Raw genomic sequence first — 24,949 nt, 5'->3', positions numbered from 1 at the left:
GGTTTCAGGCGCCCACGCCGGCCAGGGCCGCTTTCACCTTGGTGACCACCGGCGCGGGCAGGGGGATGTAGCCGAGGGCCGGAGCCTGCTGCTGGGCCGCGGCACTGAGGGCGTAGTTGAAGGTGCTCTGCAGGGCGGGCAGCTTGGCGCCGTTGCCGGTCTTGTAGAGCAGCACCCAGGTGAAGGTGACGATCGGGTAGCCGGCGCTGGGGTTGGGATCGCTGCCGGTGAGGTCAGCCCCCAGGTTGATCGTGGCCAGCGCCTCGCTGGCGCTGGCGGCATCAGGCAGGGCGTAGGCGCCCGAGCGGTTGGCGATCGCGGCCGCTTGGAGCACGCCCCGTACATAGGCTGCTTCCACGTAGCCGAGGCTGCCCTTGGTTTGCAGCAGGCTGGCGGCGACGCCCTCATTGCCCTTGGCGCCCACACCGGTGGGCCAGTTCACCGATTTGCCGACGCCGGGGCCCTGCTTCCAGCCGGGGCTGAAGGCGGCCAGGGAGTTGGTGAAGTTGTAGGTGGTGCCGGAGCCGTCGGAGCGCACCACCACCTGGATCGGCTGGTTGGCGCAGCCCAGCTGCTGGAAGTTTTTGATCTTGCCTTCAAAGATCTGCACCAGCTGGGTCTGGCTGAGCTTGAGGTTGCAGCCGGGCAGGTTGTAAGCCACGGCAATGGCGCCGGCGGTAAGGGGCAGTTGCACCACCCCGCGCTTGATGGCGGCGGCTTCGCTGGCCTCCAGGGGTTTGTCGCTGGCGGCGAAATCCACGGTGCCCGCTTGGAACTGGCGCACGCCAGCCCCTGAGCCCACCGACTGGTAATTGACGCGGATCTTTTCCTGGTTGGCCAGATCGGCAAACCAGCGCTGGTAGAGACCCGCCGGGAAACTGGCTCCGGCGGCCTGGAGCGTCGGGCCGTTGCCACCGCAGCTGCTCAGGCTGACCACAGCCGCCACGCCGAAGACGGCCCCGGTGAGCGCGGTGGGGCGAAAGCGGGCGACGGCCATGGAGAGAGCGATCGAAACGGGTTGGTGGCAGTGGCTGAGGCGCCACGCCGGCAGGTTAGGGCTCCAGTTGATCGGCCACCCACTCCGCCGTGGCCGGGGCCAGCAGCACGCCGTTGCGGTAGTGGCCACTGGCCAGCAGCAGGCCCGGTTCCAGCTGGGCGAGCAGTGGGGCGGGTTGGCCGATCGGATGGCTTCGGTGGCCTTGCCAGCGCCGGATGACCGCGGCCTGCTCGAGCCAGGCGGGGGCCGCGCCGCCCAACGCGCGCAGGTGGGCCAGGGCGGCTGGATCGGCCTGATCGCCGGGCTCCAGGGTTGCCCCCAGCCACAGCCGCCCGCTGCCAGGATCGCCGGTGTTGGTTTGTGGCACCAGGTTGACTCCTTGCCACACCACGGCTCCGGGCCAGGGCCCAGGCGTGTCCCAGCTGGTGGGGGCTGCCAGCTCCAGTTCCAGCGCCTGGCCCAGCACCGGCTCCTGGGGCTGGTTGTGGCCGAGGGATGCGAGTAGGCCCGCACTGGCCACCCCGGCACTCACCACCACCGCATCGGCCCGCAGGGTCTGGCCGCCGCTGGTGTGCACCGTCCAGCCGCCGGCATGCCGTTCCAGCTGCTCGGCGCGATCGCAGATCGGCTGCAGGCCCAACCGCAGCCCGTCTGCCAGCAGGGCAGCCATGGCTGCGGCCGGATCCAGTTGGCCGTCGGCGGGGGAATAGAGGCCGCCCACGGCCCCTGCCGGCAGGGCCGGTGCCAGGGCGTCGAGCTGGGTTTGGCCCCAGAGCTCCAAGGGCAGGCCCTGACGCTGGCGGCTGGCCACCAGGCGTTGCTGGCGCTCCAGATCGTCGGCGCCGCTGGCCAACAGCAGCAGCCCCGGTCGCCAGGCCAGTGGCCAGCCCTGGGCTCCCAGCTGCTGGCGCCAGTCGCCCCAGAGGCTCAGGCTGCGCTGGCGCAGGCGCCAGCCGCGGCCGCTACTGCGGTGAAACACCTGGGCCATCAGCACCCCCAGGGCCGCCCAGCTGCCGGAGTTGGGATCTGGGCTGCCGTTCAGGCCGGGATCGAGCAGCTGCACCTGGTGGCCGCGCTGCTGGAGCTGCCAGGCACAGGCCCGGCCCACCAGACCCGCACCCACAACCACAACGGATCGGGGCCGGGCTGATCGGGGTGGGTCCCCCGGTTGGATCAAACCTGCTTCAGGTCTTCCTGCACCTGGGCGGGCAGCACCTGGGCATACAGGCCGAAGCCGCTGGCCACCTTGATGTAGGCCTTGCGCAGCTTGTCGCCATCCTGGAGGCGGGCGGCCTCATCGAGCTGGGCCAGGGCGGTTTTGAGAGCTGCTGCGCGCTGTTCAGCTTCGGGGCGGTCGGCGGGAAGCAGACGCTGGTTGATGTAGCTCATCTCCCGGCCCACCTCCTGCATGGGGCCGTGGATCAGGTTGGCGGTGAACACCCAGTTGCGGTCATTCACCAGGGCGGCCAGCTCGGGCAGGCGGTTGCGAGCGGCCAGGAAGCCCTCGGCTTGCCGCTCGATCAGGGCCATGTCCTCCGGGCTGATGGTTGGGGGCTTTTTGCTCTGGCCGCCGTCGCAGGCGGTGAGGCCCAGGCAGAGCACGGCCGCCATGGCAAGCACCACCAAGCGGCGCAGCTGCTGGGCGAGCGCAGCGGTCGCCGTAGAGATCACCGCAGGGATCCGGGCAGAAGCCATCACCATCACCAACACCTGATTCGTGGCGCTGAGTGTATCGGTGCCCCCTGGCCCAAAGCCCCTCTCTGTAGCCCCTCGCAACCTGTTGGCGACACCTCGGGTGCTACGTCTGCAGTTGACGTCGCGCGCGGCCATGTCTGCACCCACCGCCATCCTTCAGGTGATCTGCCCAGATCGCCCCGCCCTCGTGAGCGAGCTCTCGGGCTGGGTGGCGGCCAATGGCGGCAACATCCGTCATGCCGACCACCACACCGATCTGGGCGCCGGCCTGTTTCTGAGCCGTATTGAGTGGGCGCTGGATGGCTTCGGCTTGCCTCGAGAGGCGATTGCGCCGGCGGTGGCGGCTCTGGCCGAGCGGCTGGGCGGCGAGGGCCAGGTGCACTTCTCCGATGAGCTGCCGCGGGTGGCGATCTTCGTGAGCAAGCAGGATCACTGCCTGGTGGACCTGCTCTGGCGCACCCGGGCCGGTGAGCTGCCGATGACCGTGCCACTTGTGGTGTCGAACCACCCCGACCTGCGCGCGGTGGCCGAGGGTTTCGGCGCCACCTACGTGCATCTGCCGGTGAGCGCTGGCAGCAAAGACGAGGTGGAGCAGGCCCAGCTTCAGCTGCTGGCCGAGCACCAGATCGAGCTGGTGGTGCTGGCCAAATACATGCAGGTGCTCAGCCCGGGGTTTCTGGCCCGCTTCCGCGGCGAGGGCATGCAGGGGCACCAGGTGATCAACATCCACCACTCCTTCCTGCCGGCCTTCAAGGGCGCCCAGCCGTATCACCGTGCCTGGGAGCGGGGTGTGAAGCTGATCGGTGCCACCGCCCACTACGTGACCGAAGAGCTCGACGGCGGCCCGATCATCGAGCAGGCCACGGTGCATGTGAGCCACCGCGACGATGTGGACGACCTGATCCGCAAGGGCCGCGATTGCGAGCGCCTGGCTCTCGCAAGGGCCCTGCGGTTGCACCTCTGCCGTCAGGTGATGGTCTATCGCGGGCGGACGGCGGTGTTTAATTGAGGTTGGGTCGGGCTTCAGCGCGATTCGCCCAGGGCTTCGCTGCGGTGTTTGGCCAGGGTGGCTGTCGGTAGGGGGCCTTCCAGGTGCACCCAGGGCAAGACGCGATCTTGATTCCAGGTGATGTGGATCACGTCGTCCCAGGGAGGTGGAGCTTCGGGTCCGGAGCGGCTGGTCTCCACCGCGGCCCGGTAGGCCTGCTTCCAGCCCCCCAGGCTTTCGTGACGGCCCCTGGCGGCGGCGATCACCGGGGCCAGGCGCCGGTCGCTGCGCGATAGCAGTGCCTGGATCACGCTCCAGCCGTAGCTTTCAGGGCGCAGCTCGATGCCCTTGGGCTTGAGCCGCTTGGCCAGCAGCTTCAGGCGCTTGTCGGCCTCGGGCCGCACCCCCTGCCACTGGAACGGCGTGTGGGCCTTGGGCACGAAGCTGCTCACGCCCAGGGAGAGCCGCAGCCCCGGCGTTGCTTTTTTCAGGGCCAGCAGCAGTTCGGCGGTGGCCACCACATCCGTGTCTTCCTCGGTGGGCAACCCCACCATTCCGTAGAGCTTCAAGCCGGTGAGGCCGCCTTCTTTGGCGTAGCGGGCGGCGGCGTAGATCTCTTCGGTGGCGAGCTTCTTGTTCACCACCTGGCGCATCCGTTCGCTGCCGCTCTCAATGGCGATCGTGAGCGACTTGCTGCCCCGCTTGGCCAGGATCCGTCCCAGCTCGGGCGTCACCGTGGCGGCCCGCACGGAGCTCACGCTGACGCGGGTGCCCTCGAAGCGATCCTGATCCAGCCAGGCCAGCAGGTCGCCAAATTGTGGATGCTGGGTGACGGAGGCCCCCAGCAGACCCAGCCGCTGGGTAGCGGCCAGGCCCTTCTCCACAGCCGGGATCAGGCCGTCGTCGAGGCTGGGGGTGCGGAAGGGAAGGGTGAGGTAGCTGGCCAGGCAGAAGCGGCAGAGCTCCGGGCAGCTGCGCACCACCTCCACCATGTGGATCGAGGGCCAGGCCGCCTCCGGGGTGATTACGGCCGAATGGCTGAGGGTGTTGCCGCGCCAGGTTTGCTTGGCCACCGTGGCTGGGATGCCCGGTTCGATCGGTTCTACGGCCAGCAGTTGGCCTTCGCTGGAGTAGCGAGGGGCGTAGAGGCTGGGCACGTACACGCCCGGCACTTGGGCCAGCTGCCGCAGCCGTTCGGCCCTCGGGGCGCCGCGGTGCTGTTGCAGCGCATCCACAAAGGCGGGCAGCAGCAGTTCGCCATCGCCCAGCAGCACCACATCGAAGAAGGGTGCCAGGGGCTCGGGGTTGGCCGTGAGCACGGGGCCACCGCCGAACACGATCGGGTCGCTGTCGCCCCGTTCGCTGGCCCAGATCGGAATGCGCTGCTGCTCTAGCAGATCCAGCAGCACCGGGCCGTCGAGCTCCCAGCTCAGTGACAGGCCAAAGAGATCACAGATCCGGTGCGGCGGGTCGCCCTGGTCGGTGAATAGGCGGCGCACATCCACGTCGGCGCGTTGCGCAAGGGTGGCCCACACCACTTGGTAGCCCAGGCTGGTGATGCCCACCGTGTAGGTGCTGGGAAAGGCCAGCACCGTCCGCAGCGCCCCGGCCTCAGGTTGGGCGGGCTCAAACAGCAGGGTTTCCTGGTTCAGGTGAGACGCCGGACGGGGACCTCCAGCGTCTCACCCAACAGTTCACACCTCCGTCAGCACCTTCGCCTCGTCCTCGGCGCTCACCACCCGGCCCTGGTCCTCGAAGCCTTCGATCTGGTCGAAGTTGAGGTAGCGGTAGAGCTCGGCGCCGTAAGGATCGATCTTCTCGGCCGCGATCGCCAGGTAGTCCTGCTTGGAGGGGATGCGGCCCAGCTGGGCGCACACCGCGGCCAGTTCGGCGCTGCCCAGGTACACCTGGGCACCATTGCCGAGTCGGTTGTTGAAGTTGCGGGTGCTGGTGGAGAACACGGTGGTGTTGTCGTCCACCCGGGCCTGGTTGCCCATGCACAGGGAGCAGCCCGGCATCTCCATGCGGGAGCCGGCAGCCTCGAAGATGGCGGTGTAGCCCTCTTTCTTCAGCATCTCCTCGTCCATGCGGGTGGGCGGGCACACCCAGAGGCGGGCGGCGTTCTCGCCCTGGCCCTTGAGCACGTTGGCGGCGGCGCGGTAGTGGCCGATGTTGGTCATGCAGGAGCCGATGAACACCTCATCGATGGGCGCCCCCGCCACCTCGCTCAGGGTTTTGACGTTGTCCGGATCGTTGGGGCAGGCCAGGATCGGCTCGGTGATCGCATCCAGATCGATCTCGATCACCGCCGCATACTCGGCATCGGCATCGGCCTCGAGCAGCACCGGATCAGCCAACCAGGCCTCCATCGCCTGGATGCGGCGGGCCAGGGTGCGGGAATCGCCGTAGCCGCGGGCGATCATGTTTTTCAGCAGCGCCACATTGCTGCGCAGGTATTCGCTCACCGTGTCCACCGAGAGCTTGATGGTGCTGCCGGCGCAGGAGCGCTCGGCGGTGGCGTCGGTGAGTTCAAAGGCCTGCTCGAGCTTGAGATCGGGCAACCCCTCGATCTCCATGATCCGGCCGTTGAACACGTTCTGCTTGCCCTCTTTGGCCACCGTGAGCAGCCCCTGCTGGATGGCCACATACGGAATGGCGTTCACCACATCGCGCAGGGTCACGCCCGGCTGCAGCTTCCCTGTGAATTTCACCAGCACCGATTCGGGCATGTCCAGCGGCATGGCGCCGATGGCGGCGGCGAAGGCCACCAGGCCGGAGCCGGCCGGGAAGCTGATGCCCAGGGGGAAGCGGGTGTGGCTGTCGCCGCCGGTGCCCACCGTGTCGGGCAGCAGCATGCGGTTGAGCCAGCTGTGGATGATGCCGTCGCCGGGGCGCAGGGCCACTCCGCCGCGCGAGGCCATGAAGTCGGGCAGTTCGGCGTGGGTCTTGAGGTCCACCGGCTTGGGATAGGCGGCGGTGTGGCAGAAGCTCTGCATCACCAGATCCGCGGAGAAGCCCAGGCAGGCCAGCTCCTTCATCTCATCGCGGGTCATCGGCCCGGTGGTGTCCTGGGAGCCCACGGTGGTCATCAGCGGCTCGCAGCTGGTGCCGGGGCGCACGCCCGCCAGGCCGCAGGCCTTGCCCACCATCTTCTGGGCCAGGGTGAAGCCCTTGCCGGTGTCAGTCGGGGCCACCGGCCGAATGAACAGATCGCTGGCGGCCAGCCCCAGCTGGGCGCGCACTTTGTCGGTGAGGGAGCGGCCGATCAGCAGGGGGATGCGGCCGCCGGCGCGCACCTCGTCGGTGATCGTGCTCGGCTTGAGCTCGAAGCGGGCCACGATCTCCCCGGCTCCCGGTTCCCCGGCGGCGCGCTCGATCGTGCCGGCGTAGGGGCGGATCGTGATCACATCGCCGCTGTTGAGGGCGCTCACGTCGCATTCGATCGGCAGGGCGCCGGAGTCTTCGGCGGTGTTGAAGAAGATCGGCGCGATCTTGCCGCCCAGCACCACGCCGCCGCCGCGCTTGTTGGGCACGTGGGGGATGTCGGTGCCGGTGTGCCACAGCACCGAGTTGATCGCGGATTTGCGGGAGCTCCCCGTGCCCACCACATCGCCCACATAGGCCACCGGGTGGCCCTTGGTTTTGAGCTCCTTGATCAGCTCGAGGCCGCCGGGCATGCGGGTTTCCAGCATCGCTGTGGCGTGCTGGGGGATGTCGGGGCGGGTGGTGGCGTGGGTGGCGGGGGAGAGGTCGTCGGTGTTGGTTTCGCCCTCCACCTTGAACACCGTCACGGTGATCTCAGCTGGCAGCTCGGGCTTGGCGGTGAACCACGCGGCGGCAGCCCAGCTGTCGATGACGCGCTTGGCGTAAACGTTGGTTTCCGCCAGCTCCAGTACATCGTGATACGCGTCGTAGACGAGCAGGGTGCGGCTCAGACCTGTGGCGGCCGCCTCGGCGATGGCGGCATCGGCGCTGGCTAGCAGTGCGATCAGGGCGCCCACGTTGTAGCCGCCGATCATCGTGGCCAGCAGGCGCACGGCCTCCACGGGGCTCACCAGGGGGCTGATGGTTTTGGCCTGGGCCACGGCGCTGAGCCAATCGGCTTTCACATAGGCCGCTTCATCCACGCCGGGGGGGATGCGCTCACTCAGCAGGTGCAGCAAGAAGGATTCCTCGCCGGCGGGCGGGGCCTGCAGCAGCTCGGTGAGGGCCGCGGTCTGCTCAGCGCTGAGCGGCAGGGCCGGAATGCCCAGGGCCTCGCGCTCGGCCGCGGCGGCGCGGTAGCTGGAGAGGAAGCTGGCTGCAGACATGCCCGATCGCGTCAATCTGATATCCATTGTTCTTGGCGGCCGGTCCAGCGTTTGGTCGCAATCGCTGCTGACTAGGGTGGAAACCCCTGCGCGGCGCCGTTTCCACGGCATCAGGCCCATGACCACCACCACCACCTCCGACCTGCATGTGGTGGAAACACGGCCGCTGGTACCCCCGGCGCTGTTGCATCGCGAATTGCCGATTACGGAGCGCTCGGCGGCCACCGTGCAGCAGGCCCGCCAGCGGATTCAGGCGATCCTGCATGGCCGTGATTCCCGGCTGTTGGTGATCGTCGGGCCCTGTTCGGTGCACGACGTGGCGGCGGCCAAGGAGTACGCCACGGCCATTGCTGCGGCCCAAGAGCGCTTCCAGGATGCGCTCGAGATCGTGATGCGGGTGTACTTCGAGAAGCCCCGCACCACCGTGGGCTGGAAGGGGTTGATCAACGACCCCCATCTCGATGGCAGCTACGACATCAACACGGGCCTGCGGCTAGCCCGCGGCCTGCTGCTGCACCTGGCGGAGATGGGTCTGCCGGCGGCTACCGAGTTGCTCGATCCGGTCGTGCCCCAGTACATCGCCGATCTGATCAGCTGGACCGCCATCGGCGCCCGCACCACCGAGAGCCAGACCCACAGGGAGATGGCCTCGGGTCTGTCAATGCCGATTGGTTTCAAGAACGGCACTGACGGCAGTGCCATCACCGCGGTCAATGCCATGGAGGCCGCGGCCCGGCCCCATCACTTTCTCGGCATCAATGGGGAGGGCCAAGCCGCGATCGTCACCACCACCGGCAATCCGGATGGCCACCTGGTGCTGCGGGGCGGCAAGCGGGGCACCAACTACCACCCTGAGGCCGTGGAGGAAGCCGCTGCGGAGCTGGCCAAGGCGGGCCTGCCCCCCCGGGTGATGGTGGATTGCAGCCACGGCAACTCCAACAAGGATTACCGCCGTCAGGGCGAGGTGGCGGTTCAGGTTGCGGAGCAACTGCGCGCGGGTTCCACCCACGTGATGGGGGTGATGCTCGAGAGCCATCTGGTGGCGGGCAACCAGAAGATCCCCACCGATCTTGCCCAGCTCACCTATGGCCAGAGCATCACCGATGCCTGCATCAATCTGGCCACCACCGGGTCGGTGCTCGACACGTTGGCCGAAGCGGTGCGGCAGTCCCAGGCGGCCCGCCCCCTGGTGCTCAGCTGAGCCGTGCCCACAACCAGCCAGCCGCCAAGGGCACGGTGAAGTTGTCGAGGCCCAGCACGGCCGCCTGCTCAAGCAGCACCGCCACGGCGGCGATGGCCAGCAAGGCGCCCAGCGCCGGTTGGGGCAGCCCTGCCGCCTGGGCCAGTTGGCGCACCACCAGCAGCATCGCCAGGCTGCCCAGGGCCATGGCCGTGGTGCCCACCACCGATTTGCGCTGACCCCAGATGTGCCAGCTCGGGGAGGCCACCAGCGGCCCTACCAATCCGGCCAGGCCGTCCCCCACGGCCATCACCAGAACGCCCGCTGCGACTGCAGCCGGTTGCTGCGGCCAGAACAGCAGCAACAGCAGGGTGATCGAGGCCCCGTAGGCGATGGTGCCGTAGCTGGCGCGGCCGACATCTTCAATGGCAGGCAGCAGCCGGAAGCGGTGGTTGAGTGCGGCCAGCAGGGTGATCACGCCTGCCGCCGGCACCGCGATCAGGCGGTCGATGCCCAGGGCCCAGGCGATCGGCACCACGGCTCCGGTGCCGATGTGCACCAGCTTGCGGCTCCATTCCCGCTGGCCGTTCCAGCGGCGGCGCACCTGCAGCGCGGCCATCACCAGCAGGGTCAGCCAGCTGGTGATGGCCGCAACACCCAGCAGCTGCTGCGGCCATCCGCCCACCATCGGCTCAGGCGGCCTGCTGAACGTTGCTCATCAGCCGCAATTTCATGATCGCTTTGGCTTCCAGTTGTCGCACCCGCTCCCGTGACACGTTGATCAGTCGGCCGATCTCCGCCAGGGTGAGGGGCTCCGATCCCTCCAGCCCAAACCGCAGCTTGAGGATTTTCTGCTCTCGGTCATTCAGCTGCGAGAGCCAGGCGCCCAGGTGCTCCTTCTGAATGTGCCGGTCCATCGAGTCCATGTGCTCGTTGCTGGCCGGATCGGCGATCAGTTCGCCCAGGGTGCTGCGATCTTCATCGCCGCGGGCGTGGGCATCCAGGGAGGCGCAGGGGGCGCTCTGGGCCATCAGCTCCTCGAGGTCCTGGGGAGCCATGTCCATGGCATGGGACAGCTCCAGTCGGTTGGGCTGACGCCCGAGCCGGTGGGAGAGCTCCCGGCTGATGCGCCGCATCTTCGAGAGCTTTTCGCTGATGTGAATCGGCAGGCGGATTGTGCGGGCACTGTTGTCGATGGCCCGGGTCATCCCCTGGCGGATCCACCAGTAGGCGTAGGTCGAAAACTTGTAGCCCATGGCCGGATCGAACTTGTCGACGGCGCGCTCTAGGCCGATCGCCCCTTCCTGCACCAGATCGAGCAGTTCCAACCCCTGGTTTTGATACTTCTTGGCAACGCTTACCACCAGGCGCAGGTTGGCCGCCATCATGCGGTCGCGGGCCCGCTGGGCCATCCGCAGCTGGCGCTTGTGTTTGGGCGTGATCTCTTCGGAGGGCAATTCTTGCAGCCGTTTACCGGCCTGCACATGGTGGGCCAGCTCGATTTCTTCCGCGGCCGTGAGCAGGGGCACACGGCCAATGGTGCTCAGATACCAACCAATCGAATCGGCACTGAGACGTCCGCCGGCCCGGGGACCGGTTGCGCGCACCTTTGCCAGTTTCGTTGCTGAAAGCTCCGAACCGTTGTTGTCAACAACGGCTGAAGCGGATTGCAAAGGCGTCCCCACACCCAAGCCTCCGTATTGGATTTGGCCGGAATGTAGCACTGCAACGCATGCTGCAACGGTTTGATTTGGAAGAATTCCTGTATGGTTTGCTGCCGATTAGCACGGATGCCTGTGCTTTTGCAGCATCAGTTGGCGGCTGCCAAGCCGCCTCGCCAGCGACGCACCATTTGCTGTTGAGCGAGGTTTGGATCACCAGCATGCTGACGCTGACTGAAATGTCCCTGGCTGTCCATGTGCCAGGCACCCGTGTCCTGAAGGTAGAGCTCGAGCACCTGTTCAAGCTGATGCCGCAGCCGTGGATCTTCGATGGGAGCAACGGCTTCCACCCGCCGGTCCAGGTTGCGAGACATCCAGTCGGCGCTACCGATGAACATTTCAGGTTCGCCGCCATTGGCAAACCAGAACAGGCGTGAGTGTTCGAGGAAGCGGCCGATCACACTCACCACGCTGATGTTGTCGCTGATCCCTTCCAGGTTGGGCCGCACGCTGCACATGCCCCGCACCACCAGTTCGATCGTCACCCCCGCTTGGGAGGCTTCGTAGAGCAGGGCGATGATCGCCGGATCGACCAGGGCATTCATCTTGGCCCGGATGTGGCCGCCGCGGCCTGCCTGGGCGTGCTCGATCTCGCGGCGGATCAGGCCCTCCATGCGGTTGCGCAGGGTGACCGGCGCCACCAACAGCCGGCGGAAACTCTGCTGTTTGGAGAAGCCGGTGAGGTAGTTGAACAGCTCAACCAGATCGGCGCCGAATTCCGGCCTTGCGGTGAGCAGACCGATGTCGGTGTAGAGGCTGGAGGTTTTGGAGTTGTAGTTGCCGGTGCCGATGTGCACGTAGCTGTTGAGACGCTCCTTTTCCTTGCGCACCACCAGCAGGATTTTGGTGTGGGTTTTCAGGCCCAGCACGCCATACACCACGTGCACGCCTGAAGCCTCCAGCTGCTTGGCCCACTGGATGTTGTTGTCTTCGTCGAAGCGGGCCTTCAGTTCCACCAGGGCCATCACCTGCTTGCCGTTTTCGGCGGCCCGGATCAGGGCCCCCACCACAGGCGAATCCTTGGAAGTGCGGTAGAGGGTCATCTTGATGGCCAACACCGAGGGGTCGTCGGCGGCCTGGTTGAGGAATTCCTCCACGGAGGTGGAAAACAGGTCGTAGGGGTGATGCAGCAGCACATCGCCGCGGCGGATCACCGAAAAGATGCTTTCAAACTCCTCGGCCTTGATCGAGCCGTCTTCGAGTTGGCCCTTCTGGGTGCGCGCCAGGGCTGGCGTGGTGCGGCCCTTGTGGGGTTTTTCCTTGAGCTGGGGCAAGGGGATGGCCAACAGGCTCATCAAGTCGTCGAGGCCCAGGGGGCCGTTGATCCGGTAGACGTCTTCGGCTTCCACGGCGGTGCCCTCCATCAGCAGCTGCACCACCGCTTCGGGCATCTCATCGGCCACCTCCAGGCGCACCACTTCGCCGCCGCGGCGGCGTTTGCGCAGGCCCTCCTCCAGGGCCTCCATCAGGTCGTCGGCCTCGAGGTCGCGCAGTTCGAGGTCGGCATCGCGGGTGACACGGAAGAAGAAGTGCCCCTCCACGTGCATGCCCGGAAACAGCAGGCCCAGGTTGAAGGCCACCACCTGCTCGAGCGGTACGGCCGTGTACACGGGCTCGGGTTGTTTGCCGCTGAGGTTGGGCGGGATCTGGACGATGCGGGGCAGGTTTTTCTGCGGCACCTTGACCCGGGCGAATTCCTGTTGGCCAGAGTCGGGGTCGCGCACCAGGGCGGCCACGTTGAGGCTCAGGTTGCTGATGAACGGGAAGGGGTGGGAGGGATCCACCGCCAGGGGGGTCAGGACTGGAAAGATGGCGTTCTGGAAATAGCTGTCCAGCCACTCACGTTGATCGCCGTTGAGGTTGGCGTAGTCGATCAGGTGAACGCCGTAGTCGGCGAGATGGGTTTTGAGTGAGTGGCGGTAGTGCTTCTGCTGCATCTCCAGCAGCGGCCGCAGCTTGGCGCGAATCGCCTGGAGCTGTTGCTGGGCGGTGAGGCCGTCGTCGCTTAGGGTGCTGACGCCCGCTTCAATTTGCGACTTCAGCGAAGCCACCCGCACCATGAAGAATTCATCGAGGTTGTTGCTGAAGATGGCGCTGAATTTCGCCTGCTCCAGCAGCGGGGTGTGCTCGTCGAGGGCCTGGGCCAACACCCGGGAGTTGAACTCCAGCCAGCTGAGCTCGCGGTTGATGTAGAGCTCCGGAGCGACCTGCGCGTCAGCCTTTGATTCCGCCATGCCAACCCGCCCCTGATGAGGCGCAACGTAGCAATTTCAACCGTCTGAGCTGTGTATTCCAGCTTCCATCCCCACTGCCGACCGGCCCGGTAGGCCGCCGGCCACCAGCAGGGCCACGCCCACCAGCAGGATGATGCCCAGCCAGAAGGGGCTCTGCCGCCCTGTGGTTTCGTAGGCCAAGCCCGCCAGTGGTGGGCCGAGGAAGCTGCCCAGGCTCTGCAGCCCCTGCAGGCTGCCCAAGGCGGCACCCTGGCCCTCGCTGTCGAGCCGCCGGGACACCAAGCTGCGCAGGCAGGGGGTGACCAGGCCGGTGCCCAGCGCCAGGACCGCCACGGCGCTGAACACCACCTGCTGGGCATTGGCGCGGGTGGCCATCGGGATCAGCAGGCAGCCGGCGATGACAAAGCCCAGGCCAGCCAAGGTGAGCCGCCATTCGCCGAAGCGTTTCACCAGCGGTCCGATCAGCCCGCCCTGCACCACCGTCGCCACCACGCCCACCACGAGGAAGGCTGCCGCCGCCAGGCCGGGCCCCCAGTTGAAGGCCTGCTTGAAATACAGCACCAGCACGGCCGTGAAGCCGTTGAAGGCCAGAAAGAAGAGGAAAAAGGCCGCGCACAGGCGCCGCACCTGGGGGTTGGTGAACACCCGCTGTAGCGCGGTGAACGGGTTGAGATCCCGTTTGCGCGGCATCGCTCGGCGGGCTTCCAGCGGGTGGGTTTCCGGCAGCACGGTGAGCACCAGCACCAGGTTGAGCATGGCGATGGCCACCGCCACCAGCAGCGGCAGGGTGACGTTCAGGCGGCTGAGCAGGCCACCGAGGGCCGGGCCGAGGATGAAGCCCAGGCCGAAGGCCACGCCGATCAGGCCGAAGGCCTTGGCTCGCTTTTCCGGCGGCGAGATGTCGGCCAGCACGGCGCTCGCGGTTGCGGCGGTGCCGCCGCTCACCCCGTCGATCAGCCGGGCCCCGAACAGCAGCGCCAGGGGCAGCCCGGCAGCCTGGGCCGCGGGCCACAGGGTGGCCCAGGGCAGGCTGATGGTGAGGGCAAACAGGGCCAGGCCCAGCACCGAGCCCGCCACGCAGACACTGATCACCGGTTTGCGGCCGAAGCGGTCGCTGAGGGCGCCGATCAGGGGCGTGAAGGCGAACTGGGCGATGGCATAACTGCCCGCCAGCAGACCCAGCACGCGGCCGTCATTGGTGAAGCCCGCCAGCAGAAACGGCAGCAGCGGGAACACGATCGACTCCCCCAGCCGGTCATTGAGCAGCGTCAGAAAGGCGCAGAAGAAGGTGGAGGGGCGGGAGAGCGACAAGAGGGGAGCGACCGGGTGCGTGTGGGGCTGGTGTGCGGGATGGAGCGGTGCCGGCGGCGGGGGCTGGTGCTCAGGGGGCCTTGATCTGCGGGCAGGGGTTGGGGCCAAACATGCCGCTCAGTTTCTGGCTGCCCATCGCATAGATCTGCTGGGCCTGGGCTGGGTTGCCCTGGGCGCCCTGCAGCTTGCTTGCAAACTCCTGGCAGGCTTGAGCCTGCTGGGGATTCGTGGGCTGGATGGTGGTCGCAGCCGCGGGGGTGGCCGGTGCTGGAGTGGGCGCTGCCGCCGGGGCAGTAGCTGTGGGGGCGGGGATGTCGCCGCAGGGGTTTTCGCCGAAGGTTTCCACCAGCTTCAGCACCCCCTGCTGATACACCAGTTGGGCCTGCTGGGCATTGCCGGAGGCGGCCTGGAGCTTGCCGGCGAACTCCTGGCAGGCCTTGCGTTCCTGGGCCCGGCGCAGCAGCGGGCCTGCCTGGGTTTCCGGTGCGGCGAGCAGACCTAGACCGGCGGCCAGCAGCAGCGACAGGGCTGCGGTGGCTGGGCGGGCGGTCATGGCGTGGGCTCAGGGACCCTCACGTTATTGGGCGAGCCACTGCTGCAGCTGTCATCTGCGGTTCATGCTTGGGTGTCGGTTGCAAGGCGGCCATGGCTGCATCGGAGTTGACTCCCCTCCAGCTCAGCCACCTCAACAGCCGCGGTGAGGCGCACATGGTGGATGTGGCGGCCAAGCCGGCCACGCTGCGCCAGGCCGTTGCCGAAGGTTTTCTCGCCCTGGCTCCGGAGGCCCTGGCGCTGGTGCGCGAGGGGCGGGCCGGCAAGGGCGACGTGTTGGCGGTGGCGCGGGTGGCGGCGATCCAAGCGGCCAAGCGCACCGCCGAATTGATCCCGCTTTGCCACCCGCTGCCGCTCAGTTGCCTGGAGGTGGTGATCGCCGAGGCGCCGTTGCCGGATGGTTCGGCTGTGGGCCTGCGCTGTGAGGCCACGGCGGGCACCACCGGCCCCACCGGTGTGGAGATGGAAGCCCTCACCGCCGTGCAGGTGGGCCTGCTCACCCTCTACGACATGCTCAAAAGCGCCGACCGGGCGATGACGATCGGGCCGGTGCGGCTGCTGCGCAAATCTGGTGGGCGTGGGGGGGATTGGGTGCGCCGTGGTGGGGGTCAGGACGATGGCTGATGGGCCTGCTACGGAGCCCTACGGCCGCGAGGGCTTGCCGCTGGATGAGGCCCGCGCCTTGATCCTCAAGCAGCTCCAGCCCCTCGCCGCGACCGAATCCCTCGCCCTCAGCCACGCCCTGGGCCGCACCACGGCGGCGGCGGTGATCGCCCCTGCTGCAGTGCCGGGGTTTCGCGCTTCGATCATGGATGGCTACGCCATTGCTGGATCGGATCCGCCACCGGTTGGGTGCTCCTGGCGGCTGGTGGGGGCCTCCGCGGCTGGGGCGCCCTATGGGCCGGTGCTGCGGACGGGAGAAGCGGTGCGCATCCTCACTGGTGCGGTGGTGCCCGAGGGCAGTGATCGGGTGCTGCCCCAGGAGTTGGTGGCGGTGGATGGCGATCGGCTGGACTTGCTGAAGCCCGGCGGCCCCAACCCCTGGATTCGCCAGCCCACCGAGGAGGCGGCTGCGGGCCAGGAGCTGGTGCCAGCAGGCCAGCGGCTTGGTGTTGCCGATCTCGGCCGCCTGGCCAGTTGCGGCGTGCAGCAGCTGCAGGTGACGCGCCGGCCGCGGATCGGCTTGCTGATCAGTGGCGATGAGCTGCTGCCGCCGGGGCTGGCGCGGGGGCCGGGGCAGATCTGGGAGAGCAATTCGGTGCTGCTCAGTGCTCTGCTCCAGCGGCTCGGTTACGCCGTTGCCGATCAGCGGGTGGTGGTCGACCAGCCGGAGCCGTTGCGGCTGGCATTTCAGGAGTTGGCGGCGGGCTGTGATGTGGTGGTGAGCACCGGCGGCGTGTCGGCTGGCGACAGCGACTGGATCCGTCCCCTGGTGGCGGAGCTGGGGCAGGTGAGTTTTTGGAAGTTGTTCCTCAAGCCCGGCCGGCCCTTCGCCTGGGGCCAGGTGGCGGGGGTGCCATTTTTCGGTTTGCCGGGCAATCCGGTGGCGGTGGCGATCACGGCGCTGCAGCTGCTGTGGCCGGCCTTGCAACGGCTGGAGGGAGCGGAGGTCCAACGGCTGCCGCGCCTGAAGGTGCGCTTGGAGGCGGCGCTGCGGCGCGGGGCTGGCCGGCCGGAGCTGGCTCGGGCCCGGCTGGTGGTGGCCGCCGACGGGGGCTTGTGGGCCCGGGTGGAAGGGTCGCAGGCCTCCTCACGCATCGGCTCGCTGCAGGGGGCCGATCTGCTGCTGGAGATCCCGGCGGAGCTGGGCGCCCTGGAGGCCGGCACGGAGCTGTGGGCGCAGTTGTTGCGGTTGCCGGTGCTGTGAAGCGTGCGGTTGTTCGTATGCTTTGAAAGCCGCTCAACCGTGCGATGGAAATCCTCTCGGCCAATGCGTTGAAGACTGCGGGGGTGGGGGCGATCACGCGAGCGCTGGAGCACGAGCGCGAAGCAGGCGTCTCGGTGCGTGGCCGCTTGCGTTATGTGGTGATGGAGGCCGAGGAGTTTCAGCGCTTGCGGGATCTGGAGCTGGAACTGGCCCTCTTGGAGACGCGGAACGACGTGGCGGCCGGACGTTGCATCGCAGAATCCGTAGAGGCCCACCTGCAGCGGCTGGATGCCCTGGCGGCTGAGCTGCCTTGAGTTGGACGCTCCTGTTCACCGAGCGGTACAACCGCAGAGCCGCGCGTTTCCTGCGTCGCCATCCTGAGTTGCGGGATGCGTACCGCAAGACGCTGTTGCTGTTGGAGGTCAATCCAGGTCACCCGTCCTTGCGCCTGCATGCCCTGAAGGGACGCTTGAGCGGGCTGCATTCCGTGTCGATCAACATCAGCTACAGGATCACGTTGGAGTTGTTGATCGAAGGCCAGCGTCTGATTCCGATTGACATCGGCAGCCATGACACGGTGTATCGGGGCTGAAGGGCAGGCTCACAGCGGCGTGTTGCTCGTGAGCCACTCGCCTGTGCCATCGCGGCGCCACTCCCGTTTCCAGAACGGTGCGTCGTGCTTGAGCGCCTCCAGCAGCTCCTGGCAGCAGCGCTGGGCGGGGCCGCGGCGGTCGGCGCCGATGGCCACCAGCACGATCGCTTCACCCGGCAGCACCCGGCCGATGCGGTGCTGCACCAGGCAGCTGCCCACCCCATGGCGCGCGCAGCAGCCTGTGGCCAGCTGCTGCAGCTGGCGCTCGGTCATGCCCGGATAGTGCTCCAATTCCAGGGCCAGCAGGGGCGTTCCATCGGCGGCCGCGGCCCGCACTCGACCGATGAACACGCTCTCGGCAGCGCTGGCGTTGGTGCTGGGGCCGCTGGCGGCGAGCTGGCGCTGCCACTGCTCCAGGCAGGCGAGCGGCTCGAAGGCCTCCAAGTGGAGATCGATCTTGAGCTGCAGGCCCTCAGCGTCAGCCACCGCTGATCGGAGGTAGGAAAGCCAGCTCATCGCCGGGGAGTAGGGGGGTGTCGGCCGCGGCGAACTGCTGGTTGATGGCGACGCGCACGCTGTTCAGCTCTCCCGGCAATTGCAGCGTCTGCCAGAGCTGGCGCGGGGTGAGGGTCGCCTCCACCAAGGCGTCTGCGGTCCACTGCCGCTCGGCCCAGCCCGCCTGCTCTTGCAGCCCTGCGAACAGGCGGATGCGGATTCCTGCGGCCGATGGCTCACCCATGGCCGCAACGCTAACTAGCGCTCCCGCGCGCCACTGTCACGATGGCTCTCGCGTTGTTCGATCCGCTTTGAGCCTCGCCATCGCCCTGCTCACGGTGTCTGACACCCGCACCCTGGCGGACGACCGCTCCGGTGATGCCCTGCTGGCGCGGCTTCAGGCGGCCGGCCACCGGCTGGTGGAGCGGGCACTGGTGCCCGACAACCGTTATCGCATTCGCGCCGAACTCAGCCGCTGGATCGCCGATGAGGCGGTGCAGGTGGTGATCAGCAGCGGCGGCACCGGCCTCACCGGCCGCGACGGCACGCCGGAGGCGGTGGTTCCCCTGCTGGACAAGACGATTGAGGGCTTTGGCGAGCTGTTCCGGGTGCTGTCGTTCGAGACGATCGGCACCAGCACCTTGCAGAGCCGCTGTTTGGCGGGGGTGGCCAACGGCACGGTGATCTTCGTGCTGCCGGGCTCCCTGGACGCGGTGGAAACCGCCTGGGACCGCTTGATCTGCGCCCAGCTCGATGCCGCTACCCGCCCCTGCAACCTGGTGCAGCTGTTGCCGCGGCTGGGGGAATCGCCGGATCAGCCGGCGGGCCAGGGCTGATCTCTCTAGCGTGCCACTGAAACCGGCATCCGTGGCCATGGCGCCTGAGGAGTCTGGATCGCCAGCCACTGGTTTGCCGACGGGGTCGGATCTGCCATCGGCTTTGGAGGATGGCAGCAGCGGCGGCGGCTGGCCGTTGATCGATGGTTGGGCCCGCGCCACCTTCTCGCCCACGGGTCTGCGCCTCTGGCAAACCCTCAGCCATCAGAGCGCCTGCCTGTCGTGCGCCTGGGGCACCGGCGGCCAGAACGGCGGCTTTCGCGATGAACTGGGCGAGCCGCTGCAGCGCTGTTTCAAGAGTGTGGAGGCGATCCAGGCAGAACTGCAGCCAGCGGTGCCCGCTGAGGTGTTTGCCGGTCGCAGCCTGGCCGAGCTGCAGCAGCTCAGCTCCGCCGAATGCGATCGCCTGGGGCGCCTCGATCGGCCCCTGATCCATCGCGCCGGCAGCACGCACTACGAGCCGATCAGCTGGGAGGAGGTGCACGCGCTGGTGGCCGAGGCCTTCCACGCGCCGGCGCCGGCGCGGGTGGCTTCCTACAGCTCCGGCCGCTCCTCCAACGAGGCCGCCTACCTGCTGCAGCTGCTGCTGCGGGCCCGCGGCTGCAACAACCTGGCCGACTGCTCCGACCTCTGCCACGCCCCCTCCACCATCGGCCTCACCAGGGTGTTCGGCAGCGGCACCTCGATGGTGAACCTGGAGAGCCTCCAGCACGCTGATGGCGTGGTGCTGGTGGGCTCCAACGCGCCGGCGAACCATCCGCGCCTGATGAACGAGCTGATCCGCCTGCGCGAGCGCGGCGGCACGGTGATCGTGATCAATCCGGTGCTGGAGGCCGGGCTGCTCAAGTTCGGCTCGCCCGCCTTCCCGATCCGCTCGATGCTCGGCGGTGGTAGTGAGATCGCCTCGCTGTTTCTGCAGCCGATCCCCGGTTCCGACACGGCGGTGTTTCTGGGGATCCAGAAGGCGCTGCTTGAGCGCGGCGCCATCGATCTTGCGTTTGTGAAGGCCCACGCTGACGACTGGCAGCCGTTGCTTGAGCAGATCGAATCCACCAGCTGGGAGGCGATCAGTGCCTGCTGCGGCCTCAGCCGCGAGGAGCTCGAGCACACCGCCGCCCGGCTGGCTGCGTGCAAGGCGGTGGTGTTCGCCTGGGCGATGGGCATCACCCACCACGCCAATGGCACCGCCAACGTGCAGGCGATCGCCAACACCGCCCTGCTCACGGGCAACGTGGGCCGCCCCGGGGCGGGCACGATGCCGATCCGCGGCCATTCCAACGTGCAGGGCTTCGGCTCGATGGGGGTGTCGGTGCACCTGCGTGAGCCGATGCGGCTGGCACTTGAGCAGCTGCTCGGCCGGCCGCTCAGCCGCACCCCCGGCTACGACACCCGCGCCCTGATCGAGGCGGCCGAGAGGGGTGAAGTGGACACCCTGTTGTGCCTGGGCGGCAATCTGTTCGGCGCCAATCCCGATAGCGCCCAGGCCCAGCGCGCCCTCGGCCGCATCGACACGATCGCCTACCTGGCTACAAAGCCCAAAACCGGCCATTTCCATGGCCTCGGCGCCCGCCAGACCTTGCTGCTGCCGGTGTTCAACCGCTTCGAGACGCCCCATCGCACCACGGTGGAATCGGGCAACAACTGGGTGCGGCTCAATGAGCCCGGCCGCACCCACCTGCGCGGTGGGGACCTGATCAGCGAGGTGGCTTTCCTGGCCGAGCTGGCCCACCGCCTGCACGGCAGCGAGCCGATCGACTGGCGGTGCCTGCAGGATCCCGTGTATGTGCGCGAGTTGATCGCCCGCACCGTGCCCGGCTATGGGGCGATCGCCGACATCGATGCCAGCAAGCGGGAGTTTGAGGTGGCGGGTCGGGTGTTCCAGGAGCCGCGCTTCCCCACCGCCACGGGTCGCGCCCAACTCGCCGCCACGCCCCTGCCGGATCTCACCTTGCCCAGTCCGGAGCATTTCGGCGGCCTGGCCCCCTGTGAGCGGGGCCTGGTGCTCAGCTTGATCACCGCCCGTAGCTACGGCCAGCACAACACCGTGGTGTACAAACCGGGCGACAGCTATCGGGGCATGACCCACCGTGAGACGATTCTGGTCAACCCGGAGGATCTGGTTGCCTGTGGTCTGCGGGCCCACCAATGGGTGACCGTGCAGGGCGAAGCAGGCCAGCTGGAAGGGATTGAGCTGATCCCCGGCTCGGTGCGCCGCGGAGCGGCTTTGATGTTTTATCCGGAGGCCAACGTGCTGATGCGGGCCGTGAGCGATCCCGAAAGCGGCACCCCGGCCTTCAAGCGGGTACCGGTGCTGGTGCGTGGAGCATGACGCGAATCGTGATGCTGCAGACCTGGCTGGAGGAGCAGCGGCGTCGCGGGCGGGACTACCAGCCGCGCTTTCGGGGCCGCCATCTGTCGGTCACCTGGTTGGGGGCGCTGCTGGCGCTCTCCCTGCTGGGCCTGCTCAGTGCCTGGAGCGGCATGGTGCTGCTGGCGGCGCCGCTGGGGGCGTCGTCGGTGCTGCTGTTTGGCTATCCCGCCAGCCCCCTGGCCCAGCCGCGCAACATCGTGCTCGGCAACCTGGTGGGAGCGTTGGTGAGCGTGGTGGCGGTGGCCTGGCTCGGCCAGGGGCCGCTAGTGATCGCCCTGGCGGTGGCGCTCACGGTGCTGCTGGGTCAGCAGCTGCGCTGCTTGCATCCGCCTGCTGGGGGCCTCGCCTTTCTGGGCGTGGCCCTGGGGGCCAGCCCGCCGTTTGTGTTCACACCCGTGCTGAGCGGTTCACTGCTGTTGGTGCTGATCGCCGCGGTCTTCAGCCGTTGGGTCAAAGGTGCTCTGCCCTACCCGCACCACTGGCTGTAACGCTCTGGGTGCGTGGAGGCCGTTTGATCTCAACCACCATTGATCTCAACCACCATTGATCTCAACCACCCAGGTAGGCCATCTCCGCATGGGCGGGCGCTCCCACTGGGTCCGGGGGGGTGCCGCGGGCCCAGACCTCCTGCCGTTCCTCGCTCCAGCGGTCGGACCGGCGGCTCCAGAGGCCGGCGATCACGTCGCGCAGCGCCTCTGAGGAGCTGGTGGGCTGCAGCCAGGGGCGCAGGTCGAGGCCGCTGCCGGGGGCGGCGAACAGGCAGGTGTAGGCGATGCCGTCGGCGGTGACGCGCAGGCGGTTGCAGTCGCCGCAGAAGGGGGCGCTCACCGACGCCACCACGGCGAGGACGCCGCCGCCTTCTGGCTCGCGATCCTTGTAGCGCCAGCGGCTGGCGGTGGCGTGGGCCGCGCGCCCCTGGGGCTCCAGCGGCCAGCGCGCGCTGATCCGCTCCACCATCTCGGCGGCGCTCAGCACCGCCTCGGGCCGCCAGCCGTTGCGGTTGCCCACGTCCATGAATTCGATCAGGCGCAGCTCCAGGCCCCGCTCGCGGGCCAGGGCCGCCAGGGGCAGCAGCTGGTCGTCATTGGCACCGCGCTGGATTACGGCGTTGAGTTTGAGCGCTCCGCGGCCCGGATCAAAGCCGGCGGCGCAGGCGTGCTCGATCGCTGCCAGCACCTTCGCCAGCAGGGCTTTGCCGTTGCTGACTCCGGCCATGCGGGCCACTGCCGCGCCCGTAGTGCCATCGAGGCTGAGGGTGATGCGATCGAGGCCGGCGGCACGCAGGCTTAGGGCCCGCTCGGCGCTGAGCAGGGCGCCATTGCTGGTGAGGGCGATCTCGCGCAGGCCCGGGCTTCCCGGGGCCCGGGCGCGCAGCGCTTGCACCGCGGCGATCAGTTCCTCCAGGCCGCCGTGCAGCAAGGGCTCGCCGCCGGTGAGCCGCAGGCTGTGCGCCCCCAGGGTCACCGCCGCCTCGATCACCGCCAGGCGCTGCGCCAGCGTCAGCAGGCCAGGCGGTTCCACCCCATCGGGCAGGCAGTAGGGGCAGGCCAGGTTGCAGCGGGCCGTGAGCGACAGCCGCAGCACCCCGAGGGGTCGGTTGAGCTGGTCGGTGGCGCTAGCCATGGCAGCCACGCTATGGCTGCAGTCCTGATGTTGGCGGTAGCGTTTCGGCATGGTTGTTTCCGCTGCCACGCCGTTCCGCCCACCGGCCATTCCCTGGCGCAAGCCCCAGGAGTTGAAGGTGTCGCCGGACTTGGGCACAGGATTGGATCCCCAGAGGTGTGGCGAGGCCTTAGCGCGTCTGTGCGTTGAGCCCGATGTGCAAGCGGTGATCGCCTTTGGCTCGCGGGCGCGTGGGGAAGCCCGAGTTGATTCGGATCTGGATCTGGCGGTGATCGTGCGCCAGCCCCAGCTCACTCCCGCTGAAAAAATTGCGTATTGGCAGCGCTTCGATCGGGCGCTGGGTCGGCTGGGAGTGGGAGTCGACCTGGTGGTGGCGGGCGTTGCCGATGCCGAACGACTGAGCGGCTCCCGCTGGCACGTGTTCGGCGATGTGGCCCGTGAGGGCCGGGTGCTCTATGTCGCCGGCTGAAGACGCTGCTGGAGGCGGAGTTGGATCGATGTCAGCGGGTGGTTGAGGCGCTGGGCGAATCGATCGGCTGATCGGCCTGCGGCCGGTTCACGTTGCGGATGGCAAGAGGATCCAGCGGCACCGCCTGGCAAGGCTGCGAGGCCAGCCAGCTCTGCAGCCGCCGCTCGCCGCGCTCCACCGCCGCGGCCAGGTGAGCCCGGATTGGGGCGCTGCTCGGGTAGAGGCCCAGCAGCGGTTGCAGGCGCTCGCCGTCATGGGCCAGGTGGAGTCGGGTGGGATCTGCCTCGCCAGTCGCCGCCGCCAGCAGAGTGTGCAGGGCCGCGAGGCTGAGATCCGGCATGTCCACCGGGCAGAGCAGCAGGCGCTCGTCGGGGTGGCGCTGCATCAACCGGTGCAGGGCCAGCAGGGGGCCTTCCCAGGGGGGCGGTTCAGCGAGGGCGGTGATCGGAGGCGGGGCCAGCTCCAGGTGCGCCGGATGGCGGCTCAGCAGGGTGATCGGCGCCTCCAGCTGGGCCAGCAGGCGCAAGGTGCGCTCAAGCCACGTGCCGCCTTCAGGGTGGGGCAGCAGCGCCTTGTCGCGGCCCATGCGCCGGCTCTCGCCGCCGCTCAGCAGGCAGGTGCGCAAGGGCCCCTGTAACAACGGCTGCCAGGCAGGTCGCCGTTCCCCCATAGGGTCCCGCCGCTCCTTCGATCGCTCCATGGCTCTGCCTCCCCACACCACGGCTCTTCTCGACGCCAAGCGCCGCAGCGGTCTCAGCTTCGCCGACCTCGGTGCTCGCCTGGGTCAGGACGAGGTCTGGACGGCCAGCCTGCTCTACGGCCAGGCCACGGCTTCCGCCGATCAGGCCCAGGCCCTGCTGGAGGCTCTGCAGGTGAGCGAGCCCGAGCGCTCAGCCTTGCTGGAGGCCCTCATCACCTATCCCATCAAAGGGGCCCTCGATCCGGTGATCCCCACCGATCCGCTGCTCTATCGCTTCTACGAGATCCTCCAGGTTTACGGCCTGCCGCTCAAAGACGTGATTCAGGAGCAGTTCGGCGACGGCATCATGTCGGCGATCGACTTCAGCCTCACCGTCGCCAAGCAGGAGGACCCCAAGGGCGATCGGGTGGTGGTGACCATGAACGGCAAGTTTCTGCCTTATCGCAAGTGGTGAGGCTCAGGGCGCCACTGTTCAGCGCGCCTCAGCCAGCAACCCGAACTCGGCCAGCGCCCGCGGCAGGTTGCGGTGTTCGTGGCCGGGGTGGCTGAGTTTCACCAGGGCGAAGCGTTGCAGCTCGGTGAGCTCTGCCCAGTCGCCGGCCCGCACCCCGAGACCCAGCTGGGTGCAGGAGGCGGCCAGCACTGCGGGCAGCTCCTCGCTTTGCTGCCAGGGCTCCCCGCTGGGACGCGGCAGCTCCTTGGCCTGGCCGGCGCTGAGACCGGCGGTGCGCGCCAGCAGGTGCGCATGCAGCGCCTCGATGGCGGCGGCATCGTCGGCCCAGGCCAGCAGCTCCTGGCGCTCGGTTTCGCCCAGCTCACTCCAGTGCTGCAGCTTGAGCTTCACGCCGGCCAGATCCAGCTTGCGCCGCACCGCCATCGGGATGCAGCGCAGGTCGGCGGTGAAGTCGGCCTCGAAGCCGAAGCAGGCGCTGGCCAGGGGGGAGCTCAGGGGAATCGCGGTAACAACCGCCACCATCATCGGACGCTCCGCCTTGGTCCAATGGCCCC

At 68.2% G+C, this 24,949-nt stretch carries 26 protein-coding genes; 11 read left to right on the top strand and 15 right to left on the bottom strand.

Annotated features, from left to right (window positions below; translation table 11 throughout):
* Nucleotides 1-4: 4 nt before the first annotated feature.
* The 3 genes from pstS to psbQ are packed head-to-tail and all read right to left on the bottom strand — an operon-like array spanning nucleotide 5 to nucleotide 2,692.
* Nucleotides 5-997 (bottom strand): phosphate ABC transporter substrate-binding protein PstS, encoded by a 993-nt coding sequence (pstS, locus tag CJZ78_RS00465; protein ID WP_094558938.1) that lies wholly within the window; start codon nucleotides 995-997, stop codon nucleotides 5-7.
* 55 nt (nucleotides 998-1,052) lie between these two features.
* Nucleotides 1,053-2,126 (bottom strand): FAD-binding oxidoreductase, encoded by a 1,074-nt coding sequence (locus tag CJZ78_RS00460; RefSeq protein WP_158217011.1) that lies wholly within the window; start codon nucleotides 2,124-2,126, stop codon nucleotides 1,053-1,055.
* A gap of 44 nt (nucleotides 2,127-2,170) precedes the next feature.
* Nucleotides 2,171-2,692 carry a photosystem II protein PsbQ gene (gene psbQ / locus CJZ78_RS00455; RefSeq protein WP_094559199.1) on the bottom strand — a complete coding sequence of 174 codons (522 nt, stop codon included), beginning with the start codon at nucleotides 2,690-2,692 and terminating at the stop codon, nucleotides 2,171-2,173.
* Between the two features lie 133 nt (nucleotides 2,693-2,825).
* Here psbQ and purU point away from each other — a divergent pair, with 133 nt between their 5' ends.
* Nucleotides 2,826-3,701: a formyltetrahydrofolate deformylase gene (gene purU, locus CJZ78_RS00450; protein WP_094558937.1), complete on the top strand. Its 876-nt coding sequence runs from the start codon at nucleotides 2,826-2,828 to the stop codon at nucleotides 3,699-3,701.
* A gap of 14 nt (nucleotides 3,702-3,715) precedes the next feature.
* On the opposite strand, the gene CJZ78_RS00445 is transcribed toward purU, so the two are convergent.
* Both CJZ78_RS00445 and acnB read right to left on the bottom strand, forming a co-directional pair.
* Nucleotides 3,716-5,272: a radical SAM protein gene (locus tag CJZ78_RS00445; RefSeq protein WP_198953803.1), complete on the bottom strand. Its 1,557-nt coding sequence runs from the start codon at nucleotides 5,270-5,272 to the stop codon at nucleotides 3,716-3,718.
* A gap of 102 nt (nucleotides 5,273-5,374) precedes the next feature.
* Complete coding sequence (gene acnB, locus CJZ78_RS00440) at nucleotides 5,375-7,990, bottom strand: bifunctional aconitate hydratase 2/2-methylisocitrate dehydratase (RefSeq protein ID WP_094558935.1); 2,616 nt, start codon at nucleotides 7,988-7,990, stop codon at nucleotides 5,375-5,377.
* A 118-nt stretch (nucleotides 7,991-8,108) separates the two neighbouring features.
* Between acnB and CJZ78_RS00435 the strand changes: the two genes are divergently transcribed.
* Nucleotides 8,109-9,191, top strand: coding sequence for a 3-deoxy-7-phosphoheptulonate synthase (locus CJZ78_RS00435; protein WP_094558934.1), 1,083 nt, complete (start codon nucleotides 8,109-8,111; stop codon nucleotides 9,189-9,191).
* Here CJZ78_RS00435 and CJZ78_RS00430 read toward each other — a convergent pair.
* The 5 genes from CJZ78_RS00430 to CJZ78_RS14150 form a co-directional block, all read right to left on the bottom strand.
* Nucleotides 9,184-9,858, bottom strand: a complete 675-nt coding sequence (locus CJZ78_RS00430; protein ID WP_094558933.1) for a diacylglycerol/polyprenol kinase family protein — start codon at nucleotides 9,856-9,858, stop codon at nucleotides 9,184-9,186. The two genes, CJZ78_RS00435 and CJZ78_RS00430, sit on opposite strands and share 8 nt — an antisense overlap.
* A 4-nt stretch (nucleotides 9,859-9,862) precedes the next feature.
* Nucleotides 9,863-10,786 carry a sigma-70 family RNA polymerase sigma factor gene (locus CJZ78_RS00425; RefSeq protein ID WP_261356064.1) on the bottom strand — a complete coding sequence of 308 codons (924 nt, stop codon included), beginning with the start codon at nucleotides 10,784-10,786 and terminating at the stop codon, nucleotides 9,863-9,865.
* 194 nt (nucleotides 10,787-10,980) lie between these two features.
* On the bottom strand, nucleotides 10,981-13,125 hold the full coding sequence (gene ppk1 / locus CJZ78_RS00420) for a polyphosphate kinase 1 (protein ID WP_094558932.1): 2,145 nt from the start codon (nucleotides 13,123-13,125) through the stop codon (nucleotides 10,981-10,983).
* Nucleotides 13,126-13,161: 36 nt separating this feature from the next.
* Nucleotides 13,162-14,436: an MFS transporter gene (locus CJZ78_RS00415; RefSeq protein WP_094558931.1), complete on the bottom strand. Its 1,275-nt coding sequence runs from the start codon at nucleotides 14,434-14,436 to the stop codon at nucleotides 13,162-13,164.
* Nucleotides 14,437-14,506: 70 nt separating this feature from the next.
* Nucleotides 14,507-14,989 (bottom strand): hypothetical protein, encoded by a 483-nt coding sequence (locus CJZ78_RS14150; RefSeq protein ID WP_094558930.1) that lies wholly within the window; start codon nucleotides 14,987-14,989, stop codon nucleotides 14,507-14,509.
* A 107-nt stretch (nucleotides 14,990-15,096) separates the two neighbouring features.
* On the opposite strand from CJZ78_RS14150, the gene moaC reads away from it, so the two are divergent.
* Genes moaC through CJZ78_RS00390 form a run of 4 tightly spaced genes read left to right on the top strand, consistent with a single transcriptional unit; the run spans nucleotide 15,097 to nucleotide 17,447 of the window.
* Nucleotides 15,097-15,612, top strand: coding sequence for a cyclic pyranopterin monophosphate synthase MoaC (gene moaC, locus CJZ78_RS00405; RefSeq protein WP_255373937.1), 516 nt, complete (start codon nucleotides 15,097-15,099; stop codon nucleotides 15,610-15,612).
* Nucleotides 15,605-16,855 carry a molybdopterin molybdotransferase MoeA gene (locus tag CJZ78_RS00400; RefSeq protein WP_094558928.1) on the top strand — a complete coding sequence of 417 codons (1,251 nt, stop codon included), beginning with the start codon at nucleotides 15,605-15,607 and terminating at the stop codon, nucleotides 16,853-16,855. Before moaC ends, CJZ78_RS00400 begins: the two co-directional genes overlap by 8 nt.
* Before the next feature lie 44 nt (nucleotides 16,856-16,899).
* Complete coding sequence (locus CJZ78_RS00395; protein ID WP_094558927.1) at nucleotides 16,900-17,169, top strand: prevent-host-death protein; 270 nt, start codon at nucleotides 16,900-16,902, stop codon at nucleotides 17,167-17,169.
* Complete coding sequence (locus tag CJZ78_RS00390) at nucleotides 17,166-17,447, top strand: plasmid stabilization protein (RefSeq protein WP_094558926.1); 282 nt, start codon at nucleotides 17,166-17,168, stop codon at nucleotides 17,445-17,447. Before CJZ78_RS00395 ends, CJZ78_RS00390 begins: the two co-directional genes overlap by 4 nt.
* A 9-nt stretch (nucleotides 17,448-17,456) precedes the next feature.
* Here CJZ78_RS00390 and CJZ78_RS00385 read toward each other — a convergent pair whose 3' ends face one another.
* Both CJZ78_RS00385 and CJZ78_RS00380 read right to left on the bottom strand, forming a co-directional pair.
* Nucleotides 17,457-17,963: a molybdenum cofactor biosynthesis protein MoaE gene (locus tag CJZ78_RS00385; RefSeq protein ID WP_094558925.1), complete on the bottom strand. Its 507-nt coding sequence runs from the start codon at nucleotides 17,961-17,963 to the stop codon at nucleotides 17,457-17,459.
* Nucleotides 17,926-18,186 (bottom strand): MoaD/ThiS family protein, encoded by a 261-nt coding sequence (locus CJZ78_RS00380; protein ID WP_094558924.1) that lies wholly within the window; start codon nucleotides 18,184-18,186, stop codon nucleotides 17,926-17,928. The genes CJZ78_RS00385 and CJZ78_RS00380 overlap by 38 nt, the downstream gene beginning before the upstream one ends.
* Nucleotides 18,187-18,253: 67 nt before the next feature.
* On the opposite strand from CJZ78_RS00380, the gene moaB reads away from it, so the two are divergent.
* The 3 genes from moaB (at nucleotide 18,254) to CJZ78_RS00365 (ending at nucleotide 21,637) form a co-directional block, all read left to right on the top strand.
* Nucleotides 18,254-18,778, top strand: coding sequence for a molybdenum cofactor biosynthesis protein B (moaB, locus tag CJZ78_RS00375; protein ID WP_094558923.1), 525 nt, complete (start codon nucleotides 18,254-18,256; stop codon nucleotides 18,776-18,778).
* Nucleotides 18,779-18,851: 73 nt separating this feature from the next.
* Complete coding sequence (locus CJZ78_RS00370; protein WP_369802000.1) at nucleotides 18,852-21,107, top strand: FdhF/YdeP family oxidoreductase; 2,256 nt, start codon at nucleotides 18,852-18,854, stop codon at nucleotides 21,105-21,107.
* A complete protein-coding gene (locus CJZ78_RS00365) occupies nucleotides 21,104-21,637 on the top strand; it encodes an HPP family protein (RefSeq protein ID WP_233128375.1) in 534 nt (177 codons plus the stop codon). The genes CJZ78_RS00370 and CJZ78_RS00365 overlap by 4 nt, the downstream gene beginning before the upstream one ends.
* Before the next feature lie 61 nt (nucleotides 21,638-21,698).
* Here CJZ78_RS00365 and CJZ78_RS00360 read toward each other — a convergent pair whose 3' ends face one another.
* A complete protein-coding gene (locus tag CJZ78_RS00360) occupies nucleotides 21,699-22,772 on the bottom strand; it encodes a GTP 3',8-cyclase MoaA (RefSeq protein ID WP_094559196.1) in 1,074 nt (357 codons plus the stop codon).
* Nucleotides 22,773-22,821: 49 nt separating this feature from the next.
* On the opposite strand from CJZ78_RS00360, the gene CJZ78_RS00355 reads away from it, so the two are divergent.
* Complete coding sequence (locus CJZ78_RS00355) at nucleotides 22,822-23,241, top strand: nucleotidyltransferase domain-containing protein (RefSeq protein ID WP_094558921.1); 420 nt, start codon at nucleotides 22,822-22,824, stop codon at nucleotides 23,239-23,241.
* Between the two features lie 31 nt (nucleotides 23,242-23,272).
* Here CJZ78_RS00355 and CJZ78_RS00350 read toward each other — a convergent pair whose 3' ends face one another.
* On the bottom strand, nucleotides 23,273-23,881 hold the full coding sequence (locus CJZ78_RS00350) for a molybdenum cofactor guanylyltransferase (protein ID WP_233128374.1): 609 nt from the start codon (nucleotides 23,879-23,881) through the stop codon (nucleotides 23,273-23,275).
* Between the two features lie 58 nt (nucleotides 23,882-23,939).
* Between CJZ78_RS00350 and cynS the strand changes: the two genes are divergently transcribed.
* On the top strand, nucleotides 23,940-24,395 hold the full coding sequence (gene cynS, locus CJZ78_RS00345; RefSeq protein ID WP_094558919.1) for a cyanase: 456 nt from the start codon (nucleotides 23,940-23,942) through the stop codon (nucleotides 24,393-24,395).
* Nucleotides 24,396-24,413: 18 nt separating this feature from the next.
* Here cynS and CJZ78_RS00340 read toward each other — a convergent pair whose 3' ends face one another.
* Nucleotides 24,414-24,917 carry a nitrate reductase associated protein gene (locus CJZ78_RS00340; protein WP_094559195.1) on the bottom strand — a complete coding sequence of 168 codons (504 nt, stop codon included), beginning with the start codon at nucleotides 24,915-24,917 and terminating at the stop codon, nucleotides 24,414-24,416.
* Nucleotides 24,918-24,949: the final 32 nt, after the last annotated feature.

Origin of the sequence: Synechococcus sp. 8F6 (assembly GCF_002252665.1) — a bacterium.
Lineage (GTDB): Bacteria > Cyanobacteriota > Cyanobacteriia > PCC-6307 > Cyanobiaceae > Cyanobium_A.
Note: the sequence above shows the minus strand (reverse complement) of the source record. Positions and strands in the feature narration are given on the sequence as shown.